23 protein-coding genes and 1 other RNA gene are annotated in these 26374 nt (G+C 43.2%); 10 read left to right on the top strand and 14 right to left on the bottom strand.

Annotation, left to right across the window (positions count from 1 at the left end):
• Nucleotides 1–118: 118 nt before the first annotated feature.
• The 4 genes from def to rho form a co-directional block, all read right to left on the bottom strand.
• Complete coding sequence (gene def / locus VK179_02220) at nucleotides 119–679, bottom strand: peptide deformylase (GenBank protein HLO57530.1); 561 nt, start codon at nucleotides 677–679, stop codon at nucleotides 119–121.
• A 67-nt stretch (nucleotides 680–746) separates the two neighbouring features.
• Nucleotides 747–1190 carry a Holliday junction resolvase RuvX gene (ruvX, locus tag VK179_02215; protein ID HLO57529.1) on the bottom strand — a complete coding sequence of 148 codons (444 nt, stop codon included), beginning with the start codon at nucleotides 1188–1190 and terminating at the stop codon, nucleotides 747–749.
• Nucleotides 1191–1263: 73 nt separating this feature from the next.
• On the bottom strand, nucleotides 1264–4812 hold the full coding sequence (gene nifJ / locus VK179_02210) for a pyruvate:ferredoxin (flavodoxin) oxidoreductase (protein ID HLO57528.1): 3549 nt from the start codon (nucleotides 4810–4812) through the stop codon (nucleotides 1264–1266).
• A 272-nt stretch (nucleotides 4813–5084) separates the two neighbouring features.
• Entirely contained in the window at nucleotides 5085–6935 is a 1851-nt protein-coding gene (gene rho, locus VK179_02205; GenBank protein ID HLO57527.1) for a transcription termination factor Rho, read from the bottom strand.
• Nucleotides 6936–7193: 258 nt separating this feature from the next.
• On the opposite strand from rho, the gene VK179_02200 reads away from it, so the two are divergent.
• From VK179_02200 to VK179_02185, 4 genes are all read left to right on the top strand, one after another.
• Nucleotides 7194–8057, top strand: coding sequence for a sigma-70 family RNA polymerase sigma factor (locus VK179_02200; GenBank protein HLO57526.1), 864 nt, complete (start codon nucleotides 7194–7196; stop codon nucleotides 8055–8057).
• Nucleotides 8058–8126: 69 nt separating this feature from the next.
• Nucleotides 8127–8780 (top strand): ribulose-phosphate 3-epimerase, encoded by a 654-nt coding sequence (gene rpe / locus VK179_02195; protein HLO57525.1) that lies wholly within the window; start codon nucleotides 8127–8129, stop codon nucleotides 8778–8780.
• Between the two features lie 94 nt (nucleotides 8781–8874).
• On the top strand, nucleotides 8875–9501 hold the full coding sequence (locus VK179_02190; protein ID HLO57524.1) for a hypothetical protein: 627 nt from the start codon (nucleotides 8875–8877) through the stop codon (nucleotides 9499–9501).
• 82 nt (nucleotides 9502–9583) lie between these two features.
• Complete coding sequence (locus VK179_02185) at nucleotides 9584–10342, top strand: hypothetical protein (GenBank protein ID HLO57523.1); 759 nt, start codon at nucleotides 9584–9586, stop codon at nucleotides 10340–10342.
• A 52-nt stretch (nucleotides 10343–10394) separates the two neighbouring features.
• On the opposite strand, the gene VK179_02180 is transcribed toward VK179_02185, so the two are convergent.
• The 6 genes from VK179_02180 to VK179_02155 all read right to left on the bottom strand — a co-directional run bounded on the left by VK179_02180 (nucleotide 10395) and on the right by VK179_02155 (nucleotide 16006).
• Complete coding sequence (locus VK179_02180; GenBank protein HLO57522.1) at nucleotides 10395–11294, bottom strand: IS3 family transposase; 900 nt, start codon at nucleotides 11292–11294, stop codon at nucleotides 10395–10397.
• On the bottom strand, nucleotides 11291–11704 hold the full coding sequence (locus VK179_02175) for a transposase (GenBank protein HLO57521.1): 414 nt from the start codon (nucleotides 11702–11704) through the stop codon (nucleotides 11291–11293). Before VK179_02175 ends, VK179_02180 begins: the two co-directional genes overlap by 4 nt.
• Before the next feature lie 115 nt (nucleotides 11705–11819).
• Nucleotides 11820–12216: a transfer-messenger RNA gene (gene ssrA / locus VK179_02170) on the bottom strand.
• A 212-nt stretch (nucleotides 12217–12428) separates the two neighbouring features.
• Nucleotides 12429–13883 (bottom strand): decarboxylating NADP(+)-dependent phosphogluconate dehydrogenase, encoded by a 1455-nt coding sequence (gene gnd, locus VK179_02165; protein ID HLO57520.1) that lies wholly within the window; start codon nucleotides 13881–13883, stop codon nucleotides 12429–12431.
• Between the two features lie 18 nt (nucleotides 13884–13901).
• The gene (gene pdxB, locus VK179_02160) at nucleotides 13902–15026 is read right to left on the bottom strand and encodes a 4-phosphoerythronate dehydrogenase PdxB (GenBank protein HLO57519.1); all 1125 of its coding nucleotides are present in this window, start codon (nucleotides 15024–15026) and stop codon (nucleotides 13902–13904) included.
• Nucleotides 15023–16006, bottom strand: coding sequence for a Gfo/Idh/MocA family oxidoreductase (locus VK179_02155; GenBank protein ID HLO57518.1), 984 nt, complete (start codon nucleotides 16004–16006; stop codon nucleotides 15023–15025). Before VK179_02155 ends, pdxB begins: the two co-directional genes overlap by 4 nt.
• Before the next feature lie 135 nt (nucleotides 16007–16141).
• Here VK179_02155 and VK179_02150 point away from each other — a divergent pair, with 135 nt between their 5' ends.
• Both VK179_02150 and VK179_02145 read left to right on the top strand, forming a co-directional pair.
• Nucleotides 16142–16918, top strand: a complete 777-nt coding sequence (locus VK179_02150) for a hypothetical protein (GenBank protein HLO57517.1) — start codon at nucleotides 16142–16144, stop codon at nucleotides 16916–16918.
• A 63-nt stretch (nucleotides 16919–16981) separates the two neighbouring features.
• A complete protein-coding gene (locus VK179_02145; protein ID HLO57516.1) occupies nucleotides 16982–17368 on the top strand; it encodes a hypothetical protein in 387 nt (128 codons plus the stop codon).
• Here VK179_02145 and VK179_02140 read toward each other — a convergent pair whose 3' ends face one another.
• Complete coding sequence (locus tag VK179_02140) at nucleotides 17369–17791, bottom strand: hypothetical protein (GenBank protein ID HLO57515.1); 423 nt, start codon at nucleotides 17789–17791, stop codon at nucleotides 17369–17371.
• Nucleotides 17792–17800: 9 nt separating this feature from the next.
• Nucleotides 17801–19174: an ankyrin repeat domain-containing protein gene (locus tag VK179_02135; GenBank protein HLO57514.1), complete on the bottom strand. Its 1374-nt coding sequence runs from the start codon at nucleotides 19172–19174 to the stop codon at nucleotides 17801–17803.
• Nucleotides 19175–19252: 78 nt separating this feature from the next.
• On the opposite strand from VK179_02135, the gene zwf reads away from it, so the two are divergent.
• The 3 genes from zwf to VK179_02120 are packed head-to-tail and all read left to right on the top strand — an operon-like array spanning nucleotide 19253 to nucleotide 22855.
• Nucleotides 19253–20770 (top strand): glucose-6-phosphate dehydrogenase, encoded by a 1518-nt coding sequence (gene zwf, locus VK179_02130; protein ID HLO57513.1) that lies wholly within the window; start codon nucleotides 19253–19255, stop codon nucleotides 20768–20770.
• Between the two features lie 2 nt (nucleotides 20771–20772).
• Nucleotides 20773–21519 (top strand): 6-phosphogluconolactonase, encoded by a 747-nt coding sequence (gene pgl / locus VK179_02125; GenBank protein ID HLO57512.1) that lies wholly within the window; start codon nucleotides 20773–20775, stop codon nucleotides 21517–21519.
• Nucleotides 21512–22855 (top strand): deoxyribodipyrimidine photo-lyase, encoded by a 1344-nt coding sequence (locus VK179_02120; GenBank protein HLO57511.1) that lies wholly within the window; start codon nucleotides 21512–21514, stop codon nucleotides 22853–22855. Before pgl ends, VK179_02120 begins: the two co-directional genes overlap by 8 nt.
• Here the strand turns inward: VK179_02120 and VK179_02115 are convergent.
• Entirely contained in the window at nucleotides 22847–24703 is a 1857-nt protein-coding gene (locus VK179_02115) for a LysM peptidoglycan-binding domain-containing protein (protein ID HLO57510.1), read from the bottom strand. The genes VK179_02120 and VK179_02115 overlap by 9 nt on opposite strands.
• 101 nt (nucleotides 24704–24804) lie before the next feature.
• Here VK179_02115 and VK179_02110 point away from each other — a divergent pair, with 101 nt between their 5' ends.
• A complete protein-coding gene (locus VK179_02110) occupies nucleotides 24805–25830 on the top strand; it encodes a trypsin-like peptidase domain-containing protein (protein HLO57509.1) in 1026 nt (341 codons plus the stop codon).
• Between the two features lie 222 nt (nucleotides 25831–26052).
• On the opposite strand, the gene VK179_02105 is transcribed toward VK179_02110, so the two are convergent.
• Entirely contained in the window at nucleotides 26053–26373 is a 321-nt protein-coding gene (locus VK179_02105; protein HLO57508.1) for a multidrug efflux SMR transporter, read from the bottom strand.
• Nucleotide 26374: the final 1 nt, after the last annotated feature.

The raw sequence follows: 26374 nt of genomic DNA, 5'->3' as shown, positions 1-26374 counted from the left end.
AAAGTTTGAAATGGTTTGGAAAAGTTTGAATGAAATCGTTTGAAATCTTTTAACCTTTTTCAAACTTCCTTCAAACTTCTTCTTCAAACAGCGAAGCGTTCAAACTTCACTCAAACAATCACTTTATCACTTTAATCTTATACGGCAGATTATCCACCTTCAGCCGGGTGATATCATTCAATTTGCCTTTCAGGAGTTTTCTGCGTAAGGGGCTGATCTTGTCGATAAACAGCACACCTTCGAGATGGTCATATTCATGCTGGATAACCCGTGCTTTCAGTCCTTCATACTCCTCTTCATATCGATTCCAGTCCTCATCAAAATAGGTTATCTTAACCTTGTTGCTCCTGTCGACATCCTCGCGGATTTTAGGTATACTAAGGCATCCCTCATTCATAATAATTGTTTCTTCACCCAGTAATTCAAGCTTAGGATTAATAAAAGCTTTTTTGAAATCGGCCAGGGCAGGGTCTTCATCTGCCAGTGACGTGGCATCCACCACGAAAATCCGTATCGATTTCCCGATTTGAGGTGCGGCAAGTCCCATTCCATCTGATTTATGCATAGTATCAAACATATCGGAAACCAGTGTTTTCAGATTCGGGTATTCTTCGGCAGTGATATCACGGGCAACCTGCCTGAGTATGGGAGAACCGTATACTACTATGGGATAGATCATTGTGTGTTTGATGTTTGATGTTTCGTATATCTTCTTAAATCTTAAATCAGTGTGCGGTGTTCGGTGTTCATTTCTGGGACTCCCCTCTCTCCTCTCTTCTCTCTTTTTGTTCCATGAAGGACTGCAAAATGATAGTGGCGCTTATTGAATCGATTAGGCTTTTATTCTGGCGGTCTTTCTTTTTCACACCACCCGCTATCATAGTTTGAACAGCCATTTTTGATGTAAAACGTTCATCCATCAGATATACTGTAATACCCGGGAAAGCCTTTTTCAGTGAGGCTATGAACGGATCAATGAACTTAACAGATTCTGACAGTGTATTGTTCATTTGGCGGGGATAGCCGACAACAAACGCATCCACCTTTTCCGAAACGGTATACTTAGCAAGAAAAGACATGACCTCTGCAGAAGGTAGGGTGCCAATGCTGTTGGCTATGATCTGCAAAGGGTCGGTCACTGCAAGTCCCGTTCTTTTTTGTCCGTAATCGATTGCCAGGATCCTTCCCAACCTGATTTTATTTTTGCAAAAGTAAAAAAAAAAGGCTGTTTTGTTGACAGCCTTTTTTGAAGTATGATTCAGATTACTTTGCCTGTGTACTAAAATCCATCGAAGCAAGTCGTTTGTAGCCGTTATAACGCCATTTGGCATTTTCTTCGGCTGCCCTGAACAACTCGTCGGCTTCCTTGGGGAAGGCTTTCTTAAGTGAAGTATAACGTACTTCGCTGTTAAGGAATTCCTGGAATTTTGACCAGTCGGGTTCCTTTGAATCCAGTTCAAACGGATTCCTGCCTTCTTTTTCAAGAAGCGGATTATACCTGTAGAGGTGCCAGTATCCGGAATCAACCGCACGTTTCTGTTCTTCCTGTGATTTGTCCATGCCTGAACGCAGACCGTGATTGATACAGGGTGCATAGGCAATGATAAGTGAAGGACCGGGATAAGCTTCTGCTTCGCGAAGAGCTTTGAGATACTGGTTCTGGCTTGCACCCATGGCAACCTGTGCCACATAAACGTAGCCGTAAGTCATAGCCATAGCGCCGAGATCTTTCTTTCTCACGCGTTTACCGGAAGCAGCAAATTTTGCCACTGCGCCGATAGGTGTTGATTTGGAAGCCTGACCTCCTGTATTGGAATATACTTCGGTATCCACAACCAGCACATTTACATTTTCACCTGATGCCAGTACGTGGTCAAGTCCGCCGTAACCAATATCATATGCCCAACCGTCACCGCCGAATACCCATATCGATTTCTTAACAAGGTACTGTTTCAGTTCGAGAATGGTTTTGGCAATCGGGTTATTCTCCTTTGAAAGGGCTTCAATAACCTTTTGTGATGCTGCCTTCGACAATTTTGCATCTGTCGTTGATTCAAGCCATTCTTTAAATACAGCTATTGTTGATTCAGACAGACCAGGATTATTGTTAATCGCCTGCTGCATAATATGGGCGATTTTCTTCATTTGCTTGTCGGCTCCCAGAGCTATACCAAGGCCGTATTCGGCATTGTCCTCAAACAGTGAGTTTGCCCAGGCCGGACCTTTGCCAAGTTTGTTGGCAGCGTAAGGTGTGGAAGGAGCAGAACCACCGTAGATTGATGAGCAACCTGTTGCATTGGCAACAATCATCCGGTCACCGAACAACTGGGTGATAAGCTTTATGTAAGGTGTTTCACCACAGCCACCGCAAGCCCCGGAGAACTGGAACAACGGTTCGGCAAACTGGCTGTTTTTAACCGATTTGTCCACTTCAACAAGGTTATCCTTGTAGGTAACATGTTCGGTCATATAGTTCCAGCGGCCTATCTCGGCTGTCTGTGAAGCCAGCGGTTTCATAACAAGTGATTTTTCTTTTGATGTACATACCTCGGCACAAACGCCGCAACCTGTACAATCGAGAGTGCTCACCTGGATGCGGTACTGAAGACCTTCAAAACCTTTACCAATGGTTTTCAGAGTTTTTGTACCTTCAGGGGCACCGGCAAGTTCCTTTTCATCAAGAAGGAAAGGCCTGATAGCAGCGTGGGGACAAACATAAGCACACTGGTTACACTGAATACAGGATGAATCAATCCATTCAGGAACGTTCACAGCAATCCCGCGTTTTTCATAAACGGTGGTGCCTGCAGGGAATGTACCGTCTTCACGGCCTTTGAAAGCGCTGACCTTAAGATCATCGCCCTTCATATTATTCATCGGCTCAACTACATTCTTAACAAAGTCAGGAATGTTGCGGGTGTCGGCTTTCGGCTTAACCACTATGTTAGCCCATTCAGCGGGAACGTCAACCTTTGTTACATTGCTTCCGCGATCGATTGAAGCAATATTCATGTTAACTATTTCCTCACCTTTACGTCCAAAGGTCTTGATAACGGCCTTTTTCATCTGTCCCATGGCATCTTCAAACGGAATAACGTTCGCAATTTTGAAGAATGCTGATTGCATGATGGTGTTGGTGCGATTGCCCAGACCAATTTCCTCAGCAATCCTTGTGGCATTGATGATATAGAAATTTATTTTCTTTTCGGCGAGAATTTTCTTTACATTATCCGGAAGCATCTTTTTTGTTTCCTCAGCATCCCAGATGCTGTTCAAAAGGAAAGTGCCTCCTGTCTTAATGCCCTTGAGCATATCATATTTTTCGAGATATGCAGGCACATGGCATGCAACAAAGTCGGGTGTGCTTACCAGGTAAGGCGAGCGGATGGGCTTATCGCCAAAACGCAGGTGAGATGTGGTAATACCGCCCGATTTCTTTGAATCGTAAGCAAAATAAGCCTGAGCATACTTATCAGTTGAATCACCGATAATCTTAATAGAATTCTTATTGGCACCTACAGTACCGTCGGAACCAAGACCATAGAATTTAGCTTCGAATGTGCCTTTTTCTGAAATGCTGATTTCAGGCTTAACAGGTAATGAAAGATTAGTAACATCATCCTCGATACCCACCGTGAAGTGCATTTTGGGCTGTTTTTCAGCCATGTTTTCAAACACGGTGATGATCTGTATCGGTGTGGTATCCTTTGAACTCAATCCGTAACGGCCACCGAGGATCATCGGTGGATTCGGAGTTCCATAGAATACATCTTTTACATCAAGATAAAGGGGTTCGCCGTTTGCACCGGGTTCCTTGCAGCGGTCAAGAACGGTAATCCGTTTCACGGATGCCGGGATTACACTGAGCAGACGTTTTGCAGAGAACGGACGGTAGAGGTGAACTGTAACCAAACCGGTTTTGGCACCCTTTGCATTAAGATAGTCAACAACTTCGCGGGTGGTTTCAGTAACCGAACCCATTGCAATGATTATATTTTCAGCATCCGGGGCACCATAATACTTAAAAGGAGTATAGTCGCGACCTGTAAGTTTTGACATTTCCTTCATATAGCCTTCAACGATCTCGGGAAGAGCTTCATAAAAAGGGTTTGATGCTTCCCTGCTCTGGAAATAAACGTCAGGATTCTGAGCTGTTCCGCGGGTAACAGGATGATCGGGATTCAAGGCCCTGTCCCTGAATTCTTTCAATGATTTCTGATCTACCAGTTTGGCAAGATCTTCCATTTCAAGCACCTCAATTTTCTGAATCTCTGCGGAAGTTCTGAATCCGTCAAAGAAATGAAGGAAAGGAACTCTTGATTTTATAGCTGACAGGTGTGCAACGGCTGCAAGGTCCATTACTTCCTGAACACTGCTTGTAGCCAGCATGGCAAATCCGGTTTGGCGTGTAGCCATCACATCACTATGATCACCGAAAATTGACAGTGCCTGGGCTGCAAGGGCTCTCGCTGAAACATGGAAAACGGCAGGCAATAATTCACCGGCCATTTTATACATATTTGGAATCATCAGTAACAATCCCTGTGAGCAGGTAAAAGTGGAACCCAGCGATCCTGACTGCAGCACACCGTGCAGAGCACCGGCAGCACCGGCTTCGGATTGCATTTCGAGAACCCTTACCTCTTCACCGAACATATTCTTTTTGCCATTGGCTGCCCATTCGTCAACGTATTCGGCCATGGTCGAGGAAGGGGTAATGGGGTAAATAGCTGCAACTTCACTGAACATGTAAGCTACATGAGAGGCAGCATAATTACCGTCACAAGTTACAAAATTTTTCTTAGTGGTCATCTTAACTCCCTTATAATTACTACTTTATATTACTATTTTTTAAAAGAATCCACAAAAATACAATAAAATACGATAGATTGTTATTTTATTAACAATGCGTTCTTAATTCATTTTCATTTTAAATAAAGAACCTGTTTGGCTGCCAGGGTGTAGGTAAAGAACAGAATACGATAAGGACTGTGTTAAAGTTTCCCTGTTTGGTAAATATCAGACAAAACGCAGAAGTGTAGTGTAAATTTTACCCCTTCCTGATCAGAAGGGGTAAAATTGTTTTATTCGCCATTCATGGATATCAGGAACTCCTCGTTGGAGTCGGTCTTGGCAAGTCGTTCCCGCAGGAATTCCATTGCTTCGATGGAGTTCATATCGGTCAGGTACTTTCTGAGCACCCAGATCTTGTTCAGGAAGTTCTTATCAAGCAGCAGGTCTTCGCGACGTGTACTTGAAGCAGTGATGTCGATTGAAGGGTAAACTCTTCTGTTCGACAGTTTACGGTCGAGCTGGAGCTCCATATTACCGGTACCCTTGAATTCCTCAAAGATAACGTCGTCCATTTTCGAACCGGTATCGGTAAGTGCGGTGGCGATAATGGTGAGTGAACCACCGTTTTCGATATTTCGGGCTGCCCCGAAAAATCTCTTGGGTTTCTGGAGTGCATTTGAATCAACACCTCCTGAAAGTACCTTGCCCGATGCTGGCGCAATGGTGTTGAAGGCTCTGGCCAGACGGGTAATTGAATCAAGAAGGATAACCACATCATGGCCGCATTCAACCATGCGCTTTGCTTTTTCAATAACCATGTTAGCCACTCTCACATGTCGTTCAGCCGGTTCATCGAAAGTTGAAGAAACCACTTCGCCGTTTACATTTCTTGCCATTTCAGTAACCTCTTCAGGACGCTCGTCGATAAGGAGGATAATGAGATAGACTTCGGGATGGTTTGCAGCGATTGCATTGGCTATATCCTGGAGAAGAATAGTTTTACCCGTTTTGGGCTGAGCAACGATGAGACCACGCTGACCTTTGCCGATAGGAGCAAACATGTCAACAACACGGGCTGACAGATTTGTTTTTACACCGGGTTTAACAAGCGTGAACTTTTCGTTGGGGAAAAGTGGAGTAAGATAATCAAAAGGTACACGGTCACGAATAAACTCGGGATTGCGACCATTGATTTCGATTACTTTGATGAGCGGGAAATATTTTTCTCCTTCTTTGGGAGGCCTGATTGTACCGGTAATTGTATCACCTGTTTTCAGCCCGAAAAGTTTTATCTGCGACTGTGAAACGTAAATATCATCTGGTGAATTAAGATAATTGTAATCTGACGATCTCAGGAAGCCATAACCGTCGGGCATTATTTCAAGAACACCCTGGCAGGTGATTATACCGTCAAATTCTGAAGGTTTATCCTGGGCTTTTCTTTCGAACGACTTCATCTGTTCGTACCGGGGCTTGGATTCAGGAGGCATCGCAGCAGCAGGTTGTTGTTGCTGTTCGCCGTCGTTTTCTGCCGGTATCACTTGTTCCTCGATTTCCATTTCAGGTGGCACAAGCTCTTCAAAATCTGGACCTTTAGGAGCCCTGTATTCATCATTCACAGGTTTTTCAAATGAATCATTCCTAGGCTGATTCTTTTCAAAGCGCCTGAAATCATTTCTTTTTCTGAAATCACCCGGTGATCTTTTATTATCAAAAGCCCTGCTGAAAAAATTTCCTTTGGGTTTATCATTCGACTGTACAGGTTGATCAGCTCTTTTTTCTGCAACCGGGGCACTTGCAGCAACAGGTACAACCGTATTTTCGGCAGCCTGAGATTCAGCAACAGGCTGAGCTACATATTCAGGTTCACTCGGCTTGGCTTCGGATACAAGTTCGGATTTTTCGTTTTCAGGACGGCGGGGCCTGCGACCCCTCCTTTTCATTTCAGCATTATGATTGGCAGGTTCGGGCCTTGAAGGCTCGGTTTTTTTAGCTTCGGTAGCCAGAATGGCCTGTTGATCGAGAATTTTGTAAATGAGGTCCTGTTTCCGCAGCAGGTCTGCCTTTTTTACATTTAACTGCTTTGCTATATCCTTAAGTTCAGGAAGAAGCTTTTTATTAAGCTCTAAAATATCATACATAAATTAAGATTGATTTATTTTAAAGAGTTTCAATCGACATCAAAATAACAATTTCGCTTGCTTGGCAAAAGGAATAGGGACTAGAAACGTATATGTTGATGGAATTTGCTCGGGAATTCTGATGCAATAATACGGATTTCATAACAAATACACAACCGAAAAGATATTTTTTTATTGAATAACGAGTGATAAAATTTGTTAATTTTATAAGACCTATGTATTCCAGCCCTGTACTAAAGCAACCCTAAACCATTTCATATGAGACAATTAAAAATTGTCAAACAAGTCACCAACCGTGAGACACCTTCGCTCGACAAGTATCTCCACGAAATAGGTAAAGTGGATTTGCTTACAACCGAAGAGGAAGTTGAACTCGCATCCCGCATTCGCAAGGGCGATCACAAAGCTCTTGAAAAGCTTATAAAAGCGAATCTCCGGTTCGTTGTCTCTGTGTCAAAACAATACCAGAACCAGGGACTAAGCCTGCCCGATCTGATTAATGAAGGCAACCTGGGACTTATTAAAGCCGCGCAACGTTTTGATGAAACACGGGGATTTAAATTCATTTCTTACGCCGTATGGTGGATCAGGCAATCGATATTGCAAGCCCTTGCCGAACAGGCAAGGATAGTAAGACTTCCACTCAATAAAATAGGTTCGATAAACAAAATCAACAGGGCTTTTTCTGATCTTGAACAACGTTATGAAAGGGAGCCATCTGTGCTTGAAATTGCCGAAATGCTTGAAATGGCGACTGATGATGTAAAAGATGCCATGAAAAGTGCCAGCAGGCATGTTTCAATGGATGCTCCAATTAAAGACGATGAAGAAAGCACACTTTATGATGTGCTACTAAGCAAAGATGCAAGCAGTCCGGACAAAGGCCTTCTTACCGATTCACTCCGACGTGAAATAGAAAGGGTCTTATCCATATTAACTTACCGTGAAGCCAATATCCTGCGACTTTATTTCGGACTGGACACCAAATATCAGTATACACTTGAGGAAATAGGCCAGGAGTTCAACCTCACCCGCGAAAGAGTCCGTCAAATCAAGGAAAAAGCGATCAAGCGACTGAAAAACGCAACCCGGTGCAAATTACTGAAGGTTTATTTAGGCTGACAGTCAATTTAAAAACAGGTTGGGCAAACCGGTTAAACTTTCTTATTTTTGCGCAGACAAAAAATAATTATGACCCGGTATATTGCCCCTTCTATTCTTGCAGCTGATTTTGCCAATCTTGGCCGTGATGTTGAAATGATTAACAACAGTGAAGCCGATTGGATTCACATTGACGTAATGGACGGCGTTTTTGTTCCCAATATATCTTTCGGTATACCGGTTGTTCGTTCAGTTAAAAATCTTGCCCGGAAGCCTCTCGATGTTCATCTGATGATCGTTGATCCCGACCGCTACATTGAAGATTTCAGGGATGCAGGGGCTGATCATCTTACAGTGCATGTGGAAACCTGCAAACACCTGCACCGAACGGTCCAGAAAATCCATGAACTGGGCATGAAAGCAGGAGTGACACTTAATCCGCATACTCCTGTAAGCGCACTTGAAGAAGTAATCGACATGGCAGATATTATCCTGATCATGTCGGTAAATCCGGGTTTCGGAGGGCAGAAATTCATACAATCATCATTAAGGAAAGTTGAGAATACGAGGAAACTGATTGAAAAATCAAATTCGCACGCATTGATTGAGGTTGATGGCGGCATTACCCTGTCGAATGCCGGTGCACTTTTTAATGCCGGCATGAATGTGCTGGTTACCGGCACGACCGTTTTTAAAGCAGAAGATCCGTTACAGATGATCAGTTCGTTGAAAAAAGCTCAATAACCGTTAGTCGCGGAACAACTGAGTTTGCATTTTGTTATACTAAATCAGTACATTCAATCGTTATGTAGGAAATTAGGCTTAAATTTTCGTTAAAATGAAATATCCGTTACTTAAAATCAGTTTGATCGCTATCGCGTTTTTGTCCCTTTCACTCAAAAGCAACAGTCAGCCGATTCCGGAAGAATACCGTAGTCAGAGTATTCCCGAACAATTGAATTTTACCCAGGAGCATACAAGGGTTTATGAGAATTTCCGTGCAGTCCGTGAAGATATCTTTCAGTTGTTGGCTAAGAATATTAATGACTCTCTTGCCCGTTCAAAAAAGACAATCAATAATCTGATCACGGAGAAAAACAGGCTTAATAACCGAATTGACTCGATAAATCAAAGCCTTGCTTCGACCAATAACAACCTCGAATCCATGACAAGGACAAAAAACAGCATCCGGATCCTTGGAATTGAAATCCATAAGGCTACCTATAATACAATAATGTGGACCATTTTAGGGATCCTTGTAGCCATGCTTGTTATAGGATATCTTACATTTAAGCAAAACCGTACAACAACCCTTAAAACGAGGAAAGAACTCACTGACCTTCTGAAAGAATTCGAAGATTACAAGCAAAAGACAAGGCTGGAGAAGGAGCGCACAACAATGGAGCATTTCAATGAAATTAAGAAATTGAAAGCCAGTATGCCAGGAAGTCGCAGCCAGCTTTAAATAAGGATTACAAATTTTTAATTTCATTTTAATCAGGCATAAGACAGGTTTATTTAAATTCGAAATAAAAACCTGCTATACCATGAAGAAGATGTTATTTCTCTGCCTTATTGCCATACCGGCAGTTTCATGCACCACACAAAACACTCAGATCAAAACCGACCTTGAAGCTGCCAATCTGAAAGGGAAAGTGAAGAGTCTCACAAAAACAATCCACAATAACCAGGGTAGCATTTGCTGTCCTTTTGCCGATATAATGGAATGCAGGCAGACAGCAATGACATACGATGAGCAAGGCAATGTGACTGAAAGCTCTTTGTTCGACGGAAACGGCGATATAACGATGGTTTCAAAATATTGCTATAATCAAAACGGGCAATGCAGGGAGATCGATAAATTCATTGGCGGTACAGAAGCCGGAAAGGAACAGTATGTATTCGCCGGTAACAAAGTTTCAAAGGTGAAAGTCCTGGATGAGAAAGGCAAAAAACAGGCTATTTATAAAAACAGGTACAATGGAAATGACCTTGCTGAAACTATAACATTGAATGCGGATGGGGATGTTGTGGGTTCAGTAACATATGAAATTTCAAACGGCCAGGTGATTTCGGAAACAAAAAAGGATGGTAAGGGAAATATAGAAGCAGTGAGGCGTTTCAAAAGAAATGATAATAATGATGTGATTGAAGCCAAAATTATTCTTCCGGCGAGCAACAAAGAATTCAGGTTTGTGTATGAATATGAATATGACGAGGCAGGAAACTGGATCCAGCAAACCCAGTTACTCGACGGTAATATCAGCAGGGTTACCGTGAGGAATATAAGTTATTATAAAAGCTAGAAGAAATTTACGATTTACGATTTACGATTCACGATTTACGATTTGTCAATGCCTAAATAACGTTGACTTTTTTGTTACTAATTAAATTATTATTTGTATGTATATGATATACTGTTGATAACGGGAAATAACTCGCTTTGGAGTTATTCTCGTTATCAACAGTATGCCTCATATAGCTTACTGGTGTTTGTTTTCCGAGTGCACAGTGTGGCTTTCCGTTATTATACATGAATACTGCCTTATTCAACATCTTTATTAAAGCTGATCCATCTTTTGGATTATATGGATAAAGATAATTGTTTTTTATTGTGCCATTAAGCCTTTCCGCATGCGAGTTCTCATATACATCTTCTTCTGTCATTGAGTTCTCTAGGATATTTTTTGTGAGTGCTAAAAACTCTTTGCAATAGTATTGTCCTCCTCCATCTGAATGGAAAATGGCCCCTTTTACATTATCTCTACCTCGAGTTTGATACAATTGGTATAATGCCGGTATGGTGGTGCTTTCCGTTCTTAGATTATTACTGGAAGACCAACCAACTATTTCCCTATTGTATAAATCCATTATCAGTGTGATATAATGGCATTTTGGTCCAATCTCAAAATAGGTTATATCGCTCACAAAAACCTGGTTGATACCTGTCAACTTTTTATCCCGGATCAGATTCGCAAAACGAGTAACACCATAACTATTTGTAGTTACACGGTAATTCTTCAGACGTTTTACCCGAAAGCCATGGCTTAAACAAAACCGTTCAAATTGATCCCTCCCCATGTGCTGTGGCCGCAAGAGTAAATACATATCTCTTGCTGACATCCTGGGATGATCTTTTCGAAGCTTGTGTATAATAGGAAGTAATTGTTCCCGATTCTCCTGGCTGTTATAGCGTCTTTTTAACATCTGATGAAAGCCTTGTTTACTTGTTCCTGCAACTTCTAGTACATCCTTCATTTTTTTCCCGTGTTCGGATCTGTTGTAGGTGTACCAGATGAGAGTTTCGAACTTAGTTTTTTTTTATCGATGCCTGCTATTTCGATCATCTTGTCTTTAAACTCTATCTCAAGCTGCTTTTTGCCGATGACCCGCTCAAGCTCCTTAATCCTTTCTTCAAGCATCTTAATTTTTTGGGTATCGCTCTTGGCTTCTACCACTTGTCTTACATTCTTTTTAGCCATAATTGAAAATTTGTAAATCCATTTATATACGGCTGTCCTTGACACACCGTATGTTTTACAAATTTCATTAATCGATACCAAATTTGTCTCAAGTTCCTTGACTTTCTTTTTTTTAAAGTCATCGCTGAACCTACGACTAAATAATGCTCTTTTTTCCTGATCCAGAATACTTACTTTTGACATCATGTTAACCTCCTTTTTTTGGTCAACATATTTCAGTCATCGACAATTCACGATTTACGATTTTAGGGGTATTCCTTCCAATCGTAAATCGTAAATTTCTTCCAATCGCAAATTTTTCTTGTGGAGCTGCCGGGACTCGAACCCGGGTCCAAACAAACCGCCAATAAGGTTTCTACATGCTTAGCGTGATATTGGTTTTCGTACACGGACTGGCATCAGGCGGCCCATCCGTATCTTATCCTCTTATTTTCTCGCCTGGTTTAAGAGATATCACCCGGCCAGCTTTACCTTTTATGTGCCCCTTGATCCGCCGCCGTAAAGCATGGCCACGGAGGAACAGCTTGTTCAGACACCTTGTGCCGGAATAAAGCCTTAATCTACTAAACTTCGATTAGGCAGCAAGCGCGTAATTTGCTTCGCCATTTAATTGTTTGCACTGTAGTTTAACGGGATACCGTGCGGAGCCCGGCATGCTTACTTACCTGCTAATCTGCTGTCAAAGCCAAAACAGCCCCAAATATTCAAAGAACCAAATTCATGACAAATATACACAAAAAACAGGCCAAGAAAAGTTCGTCATTGCGAGGAGCATTAAAAATGATTGATTATAGTAATATTTATTGCGACGAAGCAATCTGCCAGAACAGTTCTTCCTGTGCTGGCAGATTGCTTCGTCGACAGTAATCCTTCTATAATCAATCATATATCAAGCTCCTCGCAATGACGTTTATGCATTATACGTACTTGAAGCAGTGTCCCCTCCCCTTCCCGTCCAGTTGGTATGGAAGAACTGTCCACGGGGCTGGTCGGTCCGTTCATATGTGTGTGCGCCAAAGTAATCGCGCTGAGCCTGTAACAGGTTGGCAGGCAAACGCTCGCAGCGGTACCCGTCAAAATAGGCAAGGGCTGACGACATGGCAGGAACAGGAATTCCCTGTTCAACAGCTGCCGAAACCACTCTTCTCCATCCTTCCTGTGCCTGGAGCACAGTTTGTGTGAAATAGGGATCAAGGAGCAGGTTTTCGAGGTTATAATTCCTGTCGAACGCTTCTTTAATTTTACCCAGGAAAGCCGATCTGATAATACATCCACCCCGCCACATCAGTGCAATACCACCGTAATTGAGGTTCCATTTATACTCCTGGGCCGCACTCCTCATCAGGGCGTAACCCTGGGCATATGACACAATCTTTGCAGCATACAGAGCATGTTTTATATCACCTACAAGTGTTTTCCTATTTCCGCTATAATCGGGTTTCACACGGGTAAGGATCTTTGATGCTTTAACCCTTTCATCTTTAAAGGATGAAAGTGACCGGGCAAAAACAGCTTCCACAATCAAAGTAAGAGGCACTCCAAGATTAAGGGCTTCAATACCTGTCCATTTTCCGGTACCTTTCTGGCCTGCAGTGTCAAGGATCTTTTCCACAAGCGGCTCTCCATTCTCATCCTTAAAACCAAGGATATCTCTTGTGATCTCAATCAAATAGCTGTCGAGTTCACCTTCGTTCCAGGCTGCAAATGTCCTGTACATTTCATCATAAGTAAGCCCGCAAAGATCCTTCATGATATGGTACGCTTCATTAATGAGTTGCATGTCACCATACTCAATACCATTATGCACCATTTTTACAAAATGTCCGGCACCGTTCTCTCCTACCCAGTCGCAACATGGAATACCGTTTTCCACTTTGGCAGCCACTGCCTGGAAAATAGGTTTAACCGATTCCCATGCTGCCGGAGATCCTCCCGGCATGATTGAAGGACCTTTCAAAGCACCTTCCTCACCGCCTGACACGCCGGTACCAATGTACAGTAAGCCTTTGCTTTCAACATAAGCGGTTCGCCTTATTGTATCGGGGAAATGCGAATTACCGCCGTCAATAATAATATCATCCTTTTCAAGATGAGGGATCAGCAGTTCAATGAAATCATCTACCGGTTGGCCGGCTTTAACAAGCATCATTACTTTTCGGGGCCGTTTAATACTCAGAACAAATTCAGCAATATCGTGAGCGCCTATGAATTTTTTTTCTTTTCCTCTTCCGTTAAGGAATTTATCGACTTTCTCGACAGAGCGGTTAAAGACCGCCACTGTAAAGCCCTTACTCTCCATATTAAGAACAAGGTTTTCGCCCATTACTGCCAGGCCAATCAGGCCGATATCTGCTTTTTCGTTCATTTGAGTGATTTTAGTAGATTATATTACAATGAAACCCATTTTCCGAAGAATCATACCAGCTGCACTGCCTGGTCCTGAAAGCTTTACGGTAAAAGCCCCGAATTCACGCCTTGGCGGATAATCGCCCCGTAATTTTTCAAACAAAGCAGGGTCAGACCTCAGCCTTGTGTCATCTGCCTTCACATCATAAGTATGCCATACAGCCTTTCTTATGATTTCATGGGTTTGAAGACCGGTGCAGTCAATGTGTATAACCGGTTCATCCGGTTCAGGAAGACCCGTTGCTTCCCATTTTTCAAGAGGCAGGTTGAAATACCGGCTCAGTTCATGAATGATCATGGCTGTGCCAGTGGCTTTGCCATCCACTGAATAACCTGCAATATGAGGTGTTGCCTGGTCGCACAGGGCCATCAGCTCAAGGTCAATATCCGGTTCGTTTTCCCATACATCCAGCACGAAACCTGAAATTTTACCCGATTTGAGTGCCGCTTTCAGAGCCGTGCCATCAGCCACCTCTCCGCGGGATGAATTGATGATGATGGTGCCGGGATTTACCGATGAAAGCAAACCCGCGTCAACCATATGCCATGTTTTATCTTCACCATCGCGGTTCAGGGGTACATGGAATGTAAGAATATCGCATTCACGCAAAATACCTTTCAGCGATATGAATCCGCATGCTCCTGTTTCACGCACTTTTGGCGGATCGCAAAGGTATACCCGCATGCCCATCAGTTCGGCTGTTCTTACAATTTTGCTGCCGACGTTGCCTACCCCTACCACACCAAGAACCCTGTCAGAAAGATCAAACTGATGTATGGCTGCCAGGTTGAAAAGAGTGGAAGTTATATATTGCCTTACCGACCATGCATTGCATCCGGGGGCGTTTTTCCAGGTAATGCCATTCGATTCACACCAGGCGGTATCAATATGATCATGGCCTATTGTTGCCGTTCCAATAAATTTGACACCCGATCCTTTTAACAATGCCTCGTTGCAAATAGTACGTGTGCGGATCAGAAGGGCATCGGCATCACGCAAATGATCAGAACTTATTTTCGAACCGTTTACGTACACGATGTCTGCAAAAGGTTCAAGAACACCCTTAAGAAAGGGGATTTTATCATCAGCAACAACTTTCATAAATTCTTATTCAGTATTTTATCCATCAGGGCGTTTGTGCGTACTGCGCTTTCAGCGTTTCCAAACACAGGGCCTTCGTTCTGAAGCTGCTCCACCATATTGCGGATAAACCAGTATTGGATGTTCTCAGGGTTTTCAGGAAGAAATTCCTGCAGGCCATCTTCTGTATTCAACCGGATAGGAGTAAAATCGAAAGTTGAAAACTCAAGGGAACCCCGGCTACCGTAAATCTTAAGAATGTCGCGATGCTCCTGGTTGCCGGCAGCAAAACACCAGGAGGCTTTTACAGGCAAACCCGACTGGTATTCCAAAAGTGCAAAAACAGTGTCTTCGGGAGTGTATAATCCCCGGCGATTGAACGATTTGCTATTGACGGCCTTTACCTGGCCGAAAAACATCTCGAAAAGATCAAGCTGATGACAGGCCAGGTCGTAGAAATATCCGGCTCCTGCAATTTCAGGCTTAAGTCGCCAGGGTAAATTGTCCCTGTCAAAATCTTCCTGCCTGGGAGATATATGAAAATCAATTTCTGCATATAATAAGTTGCCCAGCACTCCGCAAGAAAGGATTTCCTTTACCTTGATGAAGTAAGGCAGGTATCGCCTGTAATAGGCTACAAACAAAGGCTGTCCTGTGGCTATTGAAGCATCCAGCATTCTTTTGCATTCGTCGTTATTAGTTGCCATAGGTTTTTCAACGTAAGCAACCTTTCCTTTTTCCATTGCCTTTATGGCGTATTCTGCGTGGCTCGAAGGGGGCGTGGCAACATACACCGCGTTAATATCAGTATGGTTGATGATATCGTTGGCATTACTATACCATTGTGAAATATTATGCCTTTTTGCATAATCAGCCGCTTTGACGGCATCACGACGCATAACGGCCATGACCTTGGAACCTTTCACTTTACCGAAAGCAGGTCCGCTTTTCTTTTCAGTAACATTGCCGCAACCTATTATACCCCAATTGATCTGATCCATGATGATTCCTCATTCTCATTGCGAATATAGCTTGTTTTTAACACCCAGCAAACAATCAAAATGCTTTTGACATGGCAACTCTTTGCGAATCATTTTCGTAATAAAGAAAGATTTCAAAATCATTATTCAATTTTTATGAAAAAAATCTTTTTCCACCTGCTTTTCTTGGGTTTCCTCATTCCTGTTTCAGCCGGGGACGGGAATGTTAAGGAATTATTTGAGCAATTTTTATCAAACGACTGGCCAACAGTGATCGCTGCAAAAGAAAATATTGAAAACCTGGGCGAACAAGGAATCCCGGGATTGATTGAACTCCTGAACAATGGCCAGATCCTGAAACTTAAAAATACGGGGGATTTGATATATCCTGGTGCCGAGCGATTTTTCGGACATGGGCAAATTATTGATTATGATATTGACATGGCTTGTATCCGTGCAGGATGGCTGCTTGAAGAACTGACATTTAAGAATTTCGGTTTTACAGGTTTTCATTTGCCGGCGGAAGAACTGAATGATTTCCTTAAAAAGACTTTTACAGAATATTTCAGTACAGGTGATAACCTGACCCAAATGGAAACGATGAATGAAACAGAGAAAAGAGACCTGATAAAAAAATTAAGCATCGAAAGAGCGCACAACTGGTGGTCAGTTGCTTCAGGAAAATGGAGCAGGCTTGGTGCACTGGAAGAAGCCCTGAACGGAACGGATGAAAAATGCCAGGTGAAAGCTCTGTTCTACATGAGAAACGGAAAGACAGTTTGCACAGGACTCGACCAGAAAGAGTACAGGGCAAGGCTTTCAAAAACAATTGAAAGGTTAGCAAAATCAACTACAAGCCGGGTTTCGGAAAACGCTAAGCTGATCATGCTCGACAATGATTACAGCTGGCTGGCCATTAAACGTGTTCAATAGTTCATAACTCTGAATGCTGAAGTGGAACTTATTTTTACTTTTGTAATGAAATTAATAGTGATTATGAGAAAAATTTTAATACTGGGGGTTCTCTTTCTTTTGGGAATGAATGGGTTTGCCCAGCAAAAAGAAATATTTCTTAAGCAGATTGGATTTAAGCTTGAAAAGGTCAGTCCGAAAGATTATGAAAACGAATATTTCATGACAATTAAGCTGAACAAAGGGACTTCGTATAAATTTAAAATCACCAATCATCTCGACAATTACGCAGGGCAGGCCGTTATGGAACTGCTTGACGGAGATACGATGATACTTACCAATTCGTTGAATGAGAAATATTTTGAGACTGTGGGTTTTGTTTGCAACAAGACTGCTTTCTATGATATTCTTATCAGGTACAAAGACAAGAAACCCGGAAATTCGGTTGTTGACATTGTGATGATGCAATAATCACTGGAATTCCTTTTTCAGTTGGACATCCAGCTTTTCATTCGTAATAACATAACATTTTGAATCGCAGGCATCGTTAACCGATAGCGATCTAAGGTGCGTTCCATCCACTGCGTAAGTAGTTACTGTGTCCTTGCTGTATTCAGCCTTAACCGAATAATACTGCTCAGTTGGCACATAAATATAATACGGGCTTGACTCGGCAGTATCAATGGCAACAATATCGTTGGCCTCAATATTTCCTTTATAAATCACAAGCGGAACCCGGGGATATTTGTAGTTAATGGTGACTGAAATTGCCAAATCTGCTTTATCCGGCTTATCAATATAACATTCATCACAGTTCACATCAGCAGTGAATATTTTTTCATTACATGAACTGACCATTATGACGAATAAAATCAGAACTATCGTTGTTTTCATAACTTCTTTTTAAGGGAACCTCAATTTTCCTTTTCCTGTATCAAAGAGGAGATCAAGTGATACTCCGAACCAGTCGTAATTATATCCGGTAAGATGCAGGTCCATAATTTCATAGAAGAACCGTAACCTTGCATTTGAGAATTTCAGGTACATACCGGCGCGCGGTGCCAGTATAAAGCGGGTATCCGGCGATAACGAAGATCCTTTGTAGCCTCCGAATGTAATAACACCTGACAAACCGGCCCAGGCACCGGTGCTGAGGTTCTTATTGAATTGCTGCACAAGAAAACCCTTATCCAGTGTTGCATATATGTAATGCCGCCTTTCCCAGTACTGGTACATTTCATTGTGCTTTCCTTTCTCAAGGACTCTTATAGCCTGGGGTCTGAATGAATAGCCGATCGAAGGCATAAAATGAAACCGTGAATCATGGATACCCAAACTAAAGCCAAGTTGTTTGTCGCTTTCATTAAAAATGTAGTTTAACCCGAATAATACCTGGTTGAAATCGGGACGCTTTATTTGTTCTGCACCATTGATCCTGAGAATTTGCACTATGGAGTCACTTCTATTGTTAAGTGCCAGTGCGAGCGGATTCAGTGAACGGGTGATCGGGTTGTTCACATCGGCCCCGTAGCCGACCAATGAAACAACGGCCTTGTAATTATTTTGCGCTACAGCAGTTGACAAAGGAGTATATCCTGATGTGTTTCTTGCATCAATTTCAGCGCCGTTTACGATCAGCAGATCCATCACCTGCCTGTTCCCGTTCAATGTGGCATAATGCAGGGCTGTGTTCTTTTCTTCATCAGTATCATTGACACCTGCACCGGCCTGAAGCAGTTCCAGGGCAATATCATAGCTGCCATACATGGCTGCCAGCATAAGGGCTGTCCGACCCTTTTTATCTTTGTCGCCTGCTTTTGCCCCGTAATAAATCAACATATCGGGAATATAAAAGCTATCCACCATGATCGCCTGCATAAGAGGTGTGACACCATCATTATTAGCCATGTTAATATCGGCCTTGTTTTGTATCAGTGTTTCTGCAATGGCTATCTGCCCGGTCTGTATAGCCAGTATCAATGCCGTGTTACCATCGACGGCCTGTAAGTTCGGCTTGGCTCCTGCATACAGAAGGTACTTTACTATGTTAATATGGCCGTTTTGCGAAGCAAACATCAGAGGTGTGACACCTTCCCATGTTGTACAATTGGGATTTACCCCTGAACGAACAAGAGTTTTTACCTGGACTGAATCACCCTCCTCTGCGGATTTGATCAGGAAGCTCTCGGATACCATGGTTTCGGTTTCATCCTGTGCAAATGCATGCCACGAAAACAGGAACAGCAGGATAAATATTATGTATAATTTACGGCTCATCTTAGATCCCGTGAATATCTGAAACGCATAATTAACATTTTTTTTTGGTATTTTTATAATGAAATTATTTAGTATCGGATGAAAGTATTGGAAAATCAGCTTCTTGTTATCTTTGGCGCGTCAGGTGATTTAACCAGCCGGAAGTTAATACCGGCACTATTTGAAATCTTCTCACAGCAATTGCTTCCTGATGGCTTTGCCATTCTTGGTGTCGGCCGGAAGGAATTTTCATCAGAAGAATTCAGGACAAAAATCTCAACGGAACTCTCAAAAACGGGTGATAAAACACCTGGTAAAAATGTAATTGAAGCATTTGTTTCAATGCTTCATTACATTTCGGTAAATACAATGGACACTTCAGAATACGGAAGCATCAGGACTAAAATTGACGAATTGCAGCAAGCCCATGGTACAGGCGGAAATTGTATTTTTTACCTGGCCACACCTCCCTCCCTGTATGAGATCGTTGCCTCGGGACTAAGTATTAACGGCCTTACAGCGAATGATAACGGCTGGAAACGGATCATAGTTGAAAAACCTTTCGGGATTAACCTGAAATCCGCCCAATTGTTAAACAACCATCTTCTCCAATGTTTCGATGAGGACCAGATCTACCGCATTGATCATTACCTGGGGAAGGAAACCGTTCAAAACGTAATGGTGACAAGGTTTTCCAACGGTATTTTTGAACCGCTCTGGAACCGGAATTATATACATCATGTGGAGATAACCGCCGCTGAAAGCATTGGGGTGGAAGGCCGCGGAGGCTACTATGACAAATCAGGAGCCTTGCGCGATATGGTACAGAATCACCTGTTACAGCTGGTATCGCTTATTGCCATGGAGCCCCCCACCCGCATTCATGCACACGATATCCGCAACGAAACCCTCAAGGTGCTTCATTCCGTCAGACGTATTGAAAATATAGGGAGTGACGTGATCCGGGGCCAATACACCGAGTCGATGGTGCGCGGTATAAAGCACAACGGGTACAGAAGTGAACCGGGCGTGGCATCTGATTCCCGAACAGAAACTTATGTGGCCCTGAGGCTTTTTATTGACAACTGGCGCTGGGGAGGAGTACCGTTTTATATCCGTACAGGAAAATGCCTCCCGGTAAGGGTAACAGAAATCGTTGTCCATTTCAGGCCAACTCCTCACCGGTTGTTCTGCTTTGATGAAGGACGCATGAATTCGGATAATCAGCTAATCATCCGCATACAACCCGACGAAGGCATCCTGTTTAAAATTGGCATGAAAATACCCGGTACCGGTTTTCATGTGCAGGATGTCAATCTCGATTTTCATTATTCTGACCTGGGATCGCAAAACCTGCCGGAAGCCTACCAGCGCCTGCTTGTTGATGCCATGCAGGGCGATGCCACATTGTTTACCCGTGGTGATGCGATTGAACAATCGTGGAAGATAGTTGATCCTATATTGAGGGCATGGGAGAATGATCAGTCAATACCGATTTTCGGATATCCTGCGGTAACCTGGGGGCCACAGGAAGCCGACGGTCTGATTGATGATTCGACGATGACATGGAGGTATCCCTGCAAAAACCTGGCTGAAGGAATATATTGTGAGTTATAAATATGATTAAATGTTATCCATCGGTTCATGACCTGGTTGAAAAGCTTGCCGATCGTTTTCATGAAACGATAATGGAACTGGTTACTCATAAAGATAATGTAAATATTGCCATCTCAGGGGGAAATACTCCAAAGCTTTTTTTTGAAGAACTTTCTAAAACAGGAGATATAACGGGTAAAAGTTTTCCCTGGAGAAAAATACACTTTTACTGGGTGGATGAGCGATGTGTCCCACAGGATCATCCCGAAAGCAATTTCGGGTTGTTTGACACGGTCTTTATCAGGAAATTTGCGCCCGGTACTATCCAATCGCACAGGATCAGGGGTGAGGAAGACCCGCAAGAGGAAGCAAAGCGCTATTCACAGGAAATACTTAATCACGTTAAGCCGGACAATGGCATTCCTGGTTTCGACTGGATTTTCCTTGGTATCGGTGAAGACGGGCATACTGCATCGATTTTTCCGGACCGGATGGACCTGTTAAATTCCGATGCGGTTTGTGAAGTCAGCAACCATCCGGTGACAGGTCAATCAAGAATAACACTCACCGGGAACACGCTGATCAAAGCATCAAGGACAACTTTCATTGTCACCGGCAAAAACAAAAGCAGGATACTTAATGACATAGCGCTTCATTCACCCGATTCTGAAAAATACCCGGCAACTTATATATACTCTGAAAGCCGGAATACAGAGCTCTACCTGGATCGTGAGGCTGCAGAACACCTAAATATTTCATGCCGTGGTTAACATTAAAAGGGTTAAGACCCTCAGGAAAGGAAGGCCTGCCGTTGGTCCGGTGCTTTACTGGATGAGCAGGGATCAGCGGGTGAATGACAACTGGGCACTTGCTTATGCCATTGAACTGGCTGAAAATAACAATCAGCAGATTATGGTAGTATTCAACCTGGTAGACAATTTCCTTGGGGCTACCTGGAGACAGTACGATTTCATGATAAGGGGACTGAAGAAAACAGAACAACAGCTTGCCGATCTGAATATATCCTTTTCCGTATTGATTGGTGATCCTGAGATTACAATTCCCGGTTATATTAAATCGAATCAGATTAGTCACCTTGTAATGGATTTCGATCCGCTCAGGATTAAGAGGGAGTGGCAGAATAAGGTAGCCTCCATGGTTGAAATAAGCGTGGATATTGTGGATGCGCACAATATAGTTCCCTGTTTTGCAGCATCAGATAAAGAAGAATTTTCAGCCGCCACATTCCGGCCGAAAATCGGGAGGCTGCTGCCTGAATTCATGGACGAGTATCCGCCGCTTGTAAAACAGCGTCAAACTCTTAAGGGAAAGAGAACACAATGGGAAGCTATTTTAATCGCTCTTAAAATCAATCACGCTGTAAGGCCGGTTGAATACCTTGTACCGGGTGAAAAGGGAGCCCGTGCGGTTTTTGACAAGTTCATACAACATGGGATCAGCGATTTTGCAGCCAAGCGAAATGATCCAAATGAAAATTACGTATCAGGACTTTCACCCTTCCTTCACTTTGGCCATATCAGCGCTCAGCGGATTGCGCTGGAAATTGCCCTGCGACATCCGAAAGATGAGAATACGGACACTTTTCTTGAAGAATTGATCGTGAGGCGGGAACTGGCAGACAATTTCTGTTATTATAATTCCGATTACGATACAGCTCATGGCTTTAAGCCCTGGGCTCTAAAGTCACTCGAGGAACATCTTGATGATAAGAGGGAGTTTTTATACAGTACCTTACAGTTTGAGCAGGCTGAAACCCATGATACTCTCTGGAATGCAGCGCAGACAGAGTTGCTTCAGAACGGCAAAATGCATGGATATATGAGAATGTACTGGGCGAAGAAGATACTTGAATGGTCTGAAAATCCTGAAACAGCGCTAAAAACCGCTATTTACCTCAATGACAAATACCAGCTTGACGGCCGTGATCCAAACGGTTATACAGGCTGTGCCTGGTCAATCGGCGGAATACATGACAGGGCGTGGGCTGACAGAAGTGTTTTCGGGAAAATAAGATACATGAACAGGGCCGGTTGCGAGCGGAAATTCGATGTAAACCGGTATATCAACAAAATCCTTTTACGGTAAAGCTTCTCCTGTTACCGTAGCGATTTTCTGAACACTGAAATCAGTTTTGTATTCAATCACGCTGAAATTGTTATTCATATAGCCCCCGTTACCATCCCGGATAAACCGGTACCTGGTAAGCAACTGGTCGCCCTGGTTTTCAGCAGCGCAGGGCATAAAGTTTTTCCCGTACTGCCTGAGGGCAGAAAGAAAATAAAGTCCGATATCAAATCCAAGCATACTGTAATTGTATCCCTGGGGACTGATTTCATAGGGCTCATAGCCATAAACGGAGCGTGATTTCGATAGATAATTCTTAACCTGAGGATTGGTGAAATCCGTATAGAAAGGCGAAACAATGTGAAGCTGAAGATTATGCAGGAAATTTAGATCTACATTGGTCCAGCTTTGCCACGATGGCATACCGAACATTGTAACAGGATATAGCGAAGTTCGCTGGATAAGCCGTGTGACAAGGGGAATAACCTCTGCCTCATTATCTGAAAAAACAACAAGCAGGTTTTGCTGATCGCGGGCAAGGATTTTATTCAAATTGGTGAAAAGGCTGTCGTTCAACCGGTATTCATGGAAGTAAAGAGGCTTCCCGGATTCATCAGAAGGCATATTCTGAGCCAGGTATTTTTTGAACCGCCAGCTGCTCTGCATTGAAAGACTGTCAGAGCCTCTGACCAGAAGTATTCTTCCCTGTTTATATTGCTTTATGAAATTGGCTAGAGCGTAGCTTTCTGATTGCCGCGAAGGCACTATCTGCACTATGCCCGGATACCGCTCAACCAGTGATGACCGGGTTGACAGTGGTGATATAAGTTTAATATTTTTAAAACTGGCAAACCGGCCGGCTATATTTACATCCTCCGGATACACCGGCCCGATGATGAGGTCGGGTTCACCTGATGCCAGCTCTTTAACAGCTCTGTGAGTCCTCATAGTGTCCCGCTCCGTGTCATACACGTGAAGATTAACTGAAAAACCTGTTTTCTTAAGCGAATCCACAGCCAGCAGGAATCCTTCATAGAATTCTGCAAAATTGCGTCCTCTTAGTCCTCGCCGCTGAACGGAGTCTGCATCTGTTTCCTCAGCTGTGAAGGTTGCATAAAGAGGAAGCATAAGAGCTACTTCAAAAGTATAGGGCTGTTGAGGGGGGACACACGGTGTGGTATCAGGCAGGGAAGTTTCCGGAACCGTTTCAGTGACCTGCCTGATTTTTGGAATTTTAATTGCCTGTTCCGGTCTTAGTCCGTTTCGTAATTCGGGATTGGCATCTATAATGTCGGCCACTTCAACGCCATAGATTTTGGCAATTGAATAAAGCGTATCTTTTTCCTTGGTTGTATAATAGTAATATTGATCGTCAACCCTGGCTTCCGGGGTTATATCATGCAATTCTTTGTTTTTTGGGATCCAAAGTGTCTGATCCTGCTTTATTCCGTATTTGGCCCACGGATTATAATAATATATGACGTCTTCCGAAACTTTATATTTTTTTGAAAGAGAATAGATCGTCTCTTTGCGTTTGATGACATGTGCATCAAAGTCCTCCCTGTTTTCGGGGTATACTGCAGCAGTTGCATTTTTCGAATCAGGAATCCTTAATGCGAGGCCTTCCCGCAGGTTAACAAGGTCAGCATCGGGATTTGCCTTTTTAATGTCATCCTGTGCAACTTCATAAACTTTGCTGATCGAATAAAGCGTCTGGCCTTTCTGAACAGTATGTATGTAAAAAATCTTCCCGTTTACAATCGTTTTTTCCTGTGAACGTACAACAGGCGCAGGCTGAAACTGGGCGGCAACTCCCTGACCAAGAACAATCAGAAGCTGTATCAAAAGAAAACAAATGTTCTTCTTCAATTTCATTTCTTTTTACAGGTTTCAAAAGTAGTAAAAAAATGACAAAATGTCACCGAAATCCTTCTGGCGTGGTTTTCGCCATATACATTAAAATGCAAGTTATGAGAAAAGTTGCCAATATTTCAGCAGATACCTATAATAACACGCAGGCATGGGAAACCGATGCCTCTGAAAATAATGATAACCGCAGCCAAACGGATCCTTTTTCACAAATGATCATCCGGGCAGTTGAAAAGGTTAGTCCTGCCGTTGTTCAGATAATTGTTGAAAAGAAAGAAACCAGGCAGCGGGGAACAAACCCTGAAGGCGCAACAGGGTCAGGATTTATAATATCACCTGAGGGATTTATTGTAACCAACAGTCATGTCATCGACCGATCAAAGCAAATACAGGTGAACCTGCCCGATGGCACAAGTTACCAGGCAGAACCGGTGGGACAGGATCCTTCAACCGATACCGCGGTAATCCGGATTTACGGCAGGAATTTTATCCACACCGTGTTTGGTGATTCAGGGCGGCTCAGAACAGGTCAGCTGGTGATTGCAATCGGAAATCCTTACGGTTTTCAATCAACAGTGACAACAGGCGTTGTCAGTTCGCTGGGCCGTTCAATGTACAGCTATTCAGGCCGGCTGATCGACGGGGTCATACAGACCGATGCCCCGCTGAATCCGGGTAATTCAGGAGGTCCGCTGATCAATACATCAGGAGAAGTGATCGGCATAAATACAGCGATTATAGCACAGGCTCAGGGACTATGTTTTGCCGTCGGATCAAGGGTTGCAGAATATGTTGTTGGCAAGCTTATTACGGCAGGCAAAGTAACAAGATCGGCGCTGGGCATTGCAGGACAGACGATCATACTGCCCCAGCGGGTCACTGTGTTCAACAACCTGAGAAAAAACAGGGGTATCCTTATTCATACGATCGTAAACCCGGCTCTTATCGATGTAAGCCAGGTAAACACAGGTGATGTCATCATACGGTTTAACAATGTGGATGTAGGGTCAGTGGATGAATTGTATTTACAGCTTAATGAGCAGGTAATCGGCAAAACGGTTGAAATGAACATCCTGAAAAAGGGGGTTAAAAGAACGGTTTTGGTTAAACCGGTTGAAGCGCAATAGTCTGTAGTCTGTTAGTCTCTTAGTCTGTTAGTCGTAAATCGAAGCCGTCATTGCGATGATCGGTTCCTACGATCAGAAGCAATCTGCCTGAACAGGCAGGACGATGGCGGAAGAGAAAACCTTATTACTAAAACGCTGACAAAAACATCGAACAGGAACACCGATCTAAGATTTAAGAACTTTTACTAACAGACTAACAGACTACAGACTACAGACTACAGCCTAAGCTGTCTGAGATTTAAGCCCGATAATCCCTACTATAATAAGCGAGGCAAAGAAAAGCCGTCCTATATCTGCCGGATCTTTAAAGAAGAATATTCCGATAAGGAGTGTTCCTGAGGCGCCAATTCCGGTCCATATCGAATATGCGGTACCTATGGGGATTGTCTTCTGGGCATACCATAAAAACAGACCGCTCAAACCCATTGACACAATGGCAAAGCCAATCCAGAAGAACCGGTGCGGAGTGGTTTGTGATAATTTAAACCCAAGAGGCCAGCCAATTTCAAACGCTCCTGCTATTAACAGATAAATCCAGTTCATA

The organism is Bacteroidales bacterium (assembly GCA_035299085.1).
Classification (GTDB): Bacteria; Bacteroidota; Bacteroidia; order Bacteroidales; family UBA10428; genus UBA5072.
This window is presented reverse-complemented; position numbering and strand designations above follow the sequence as displayed.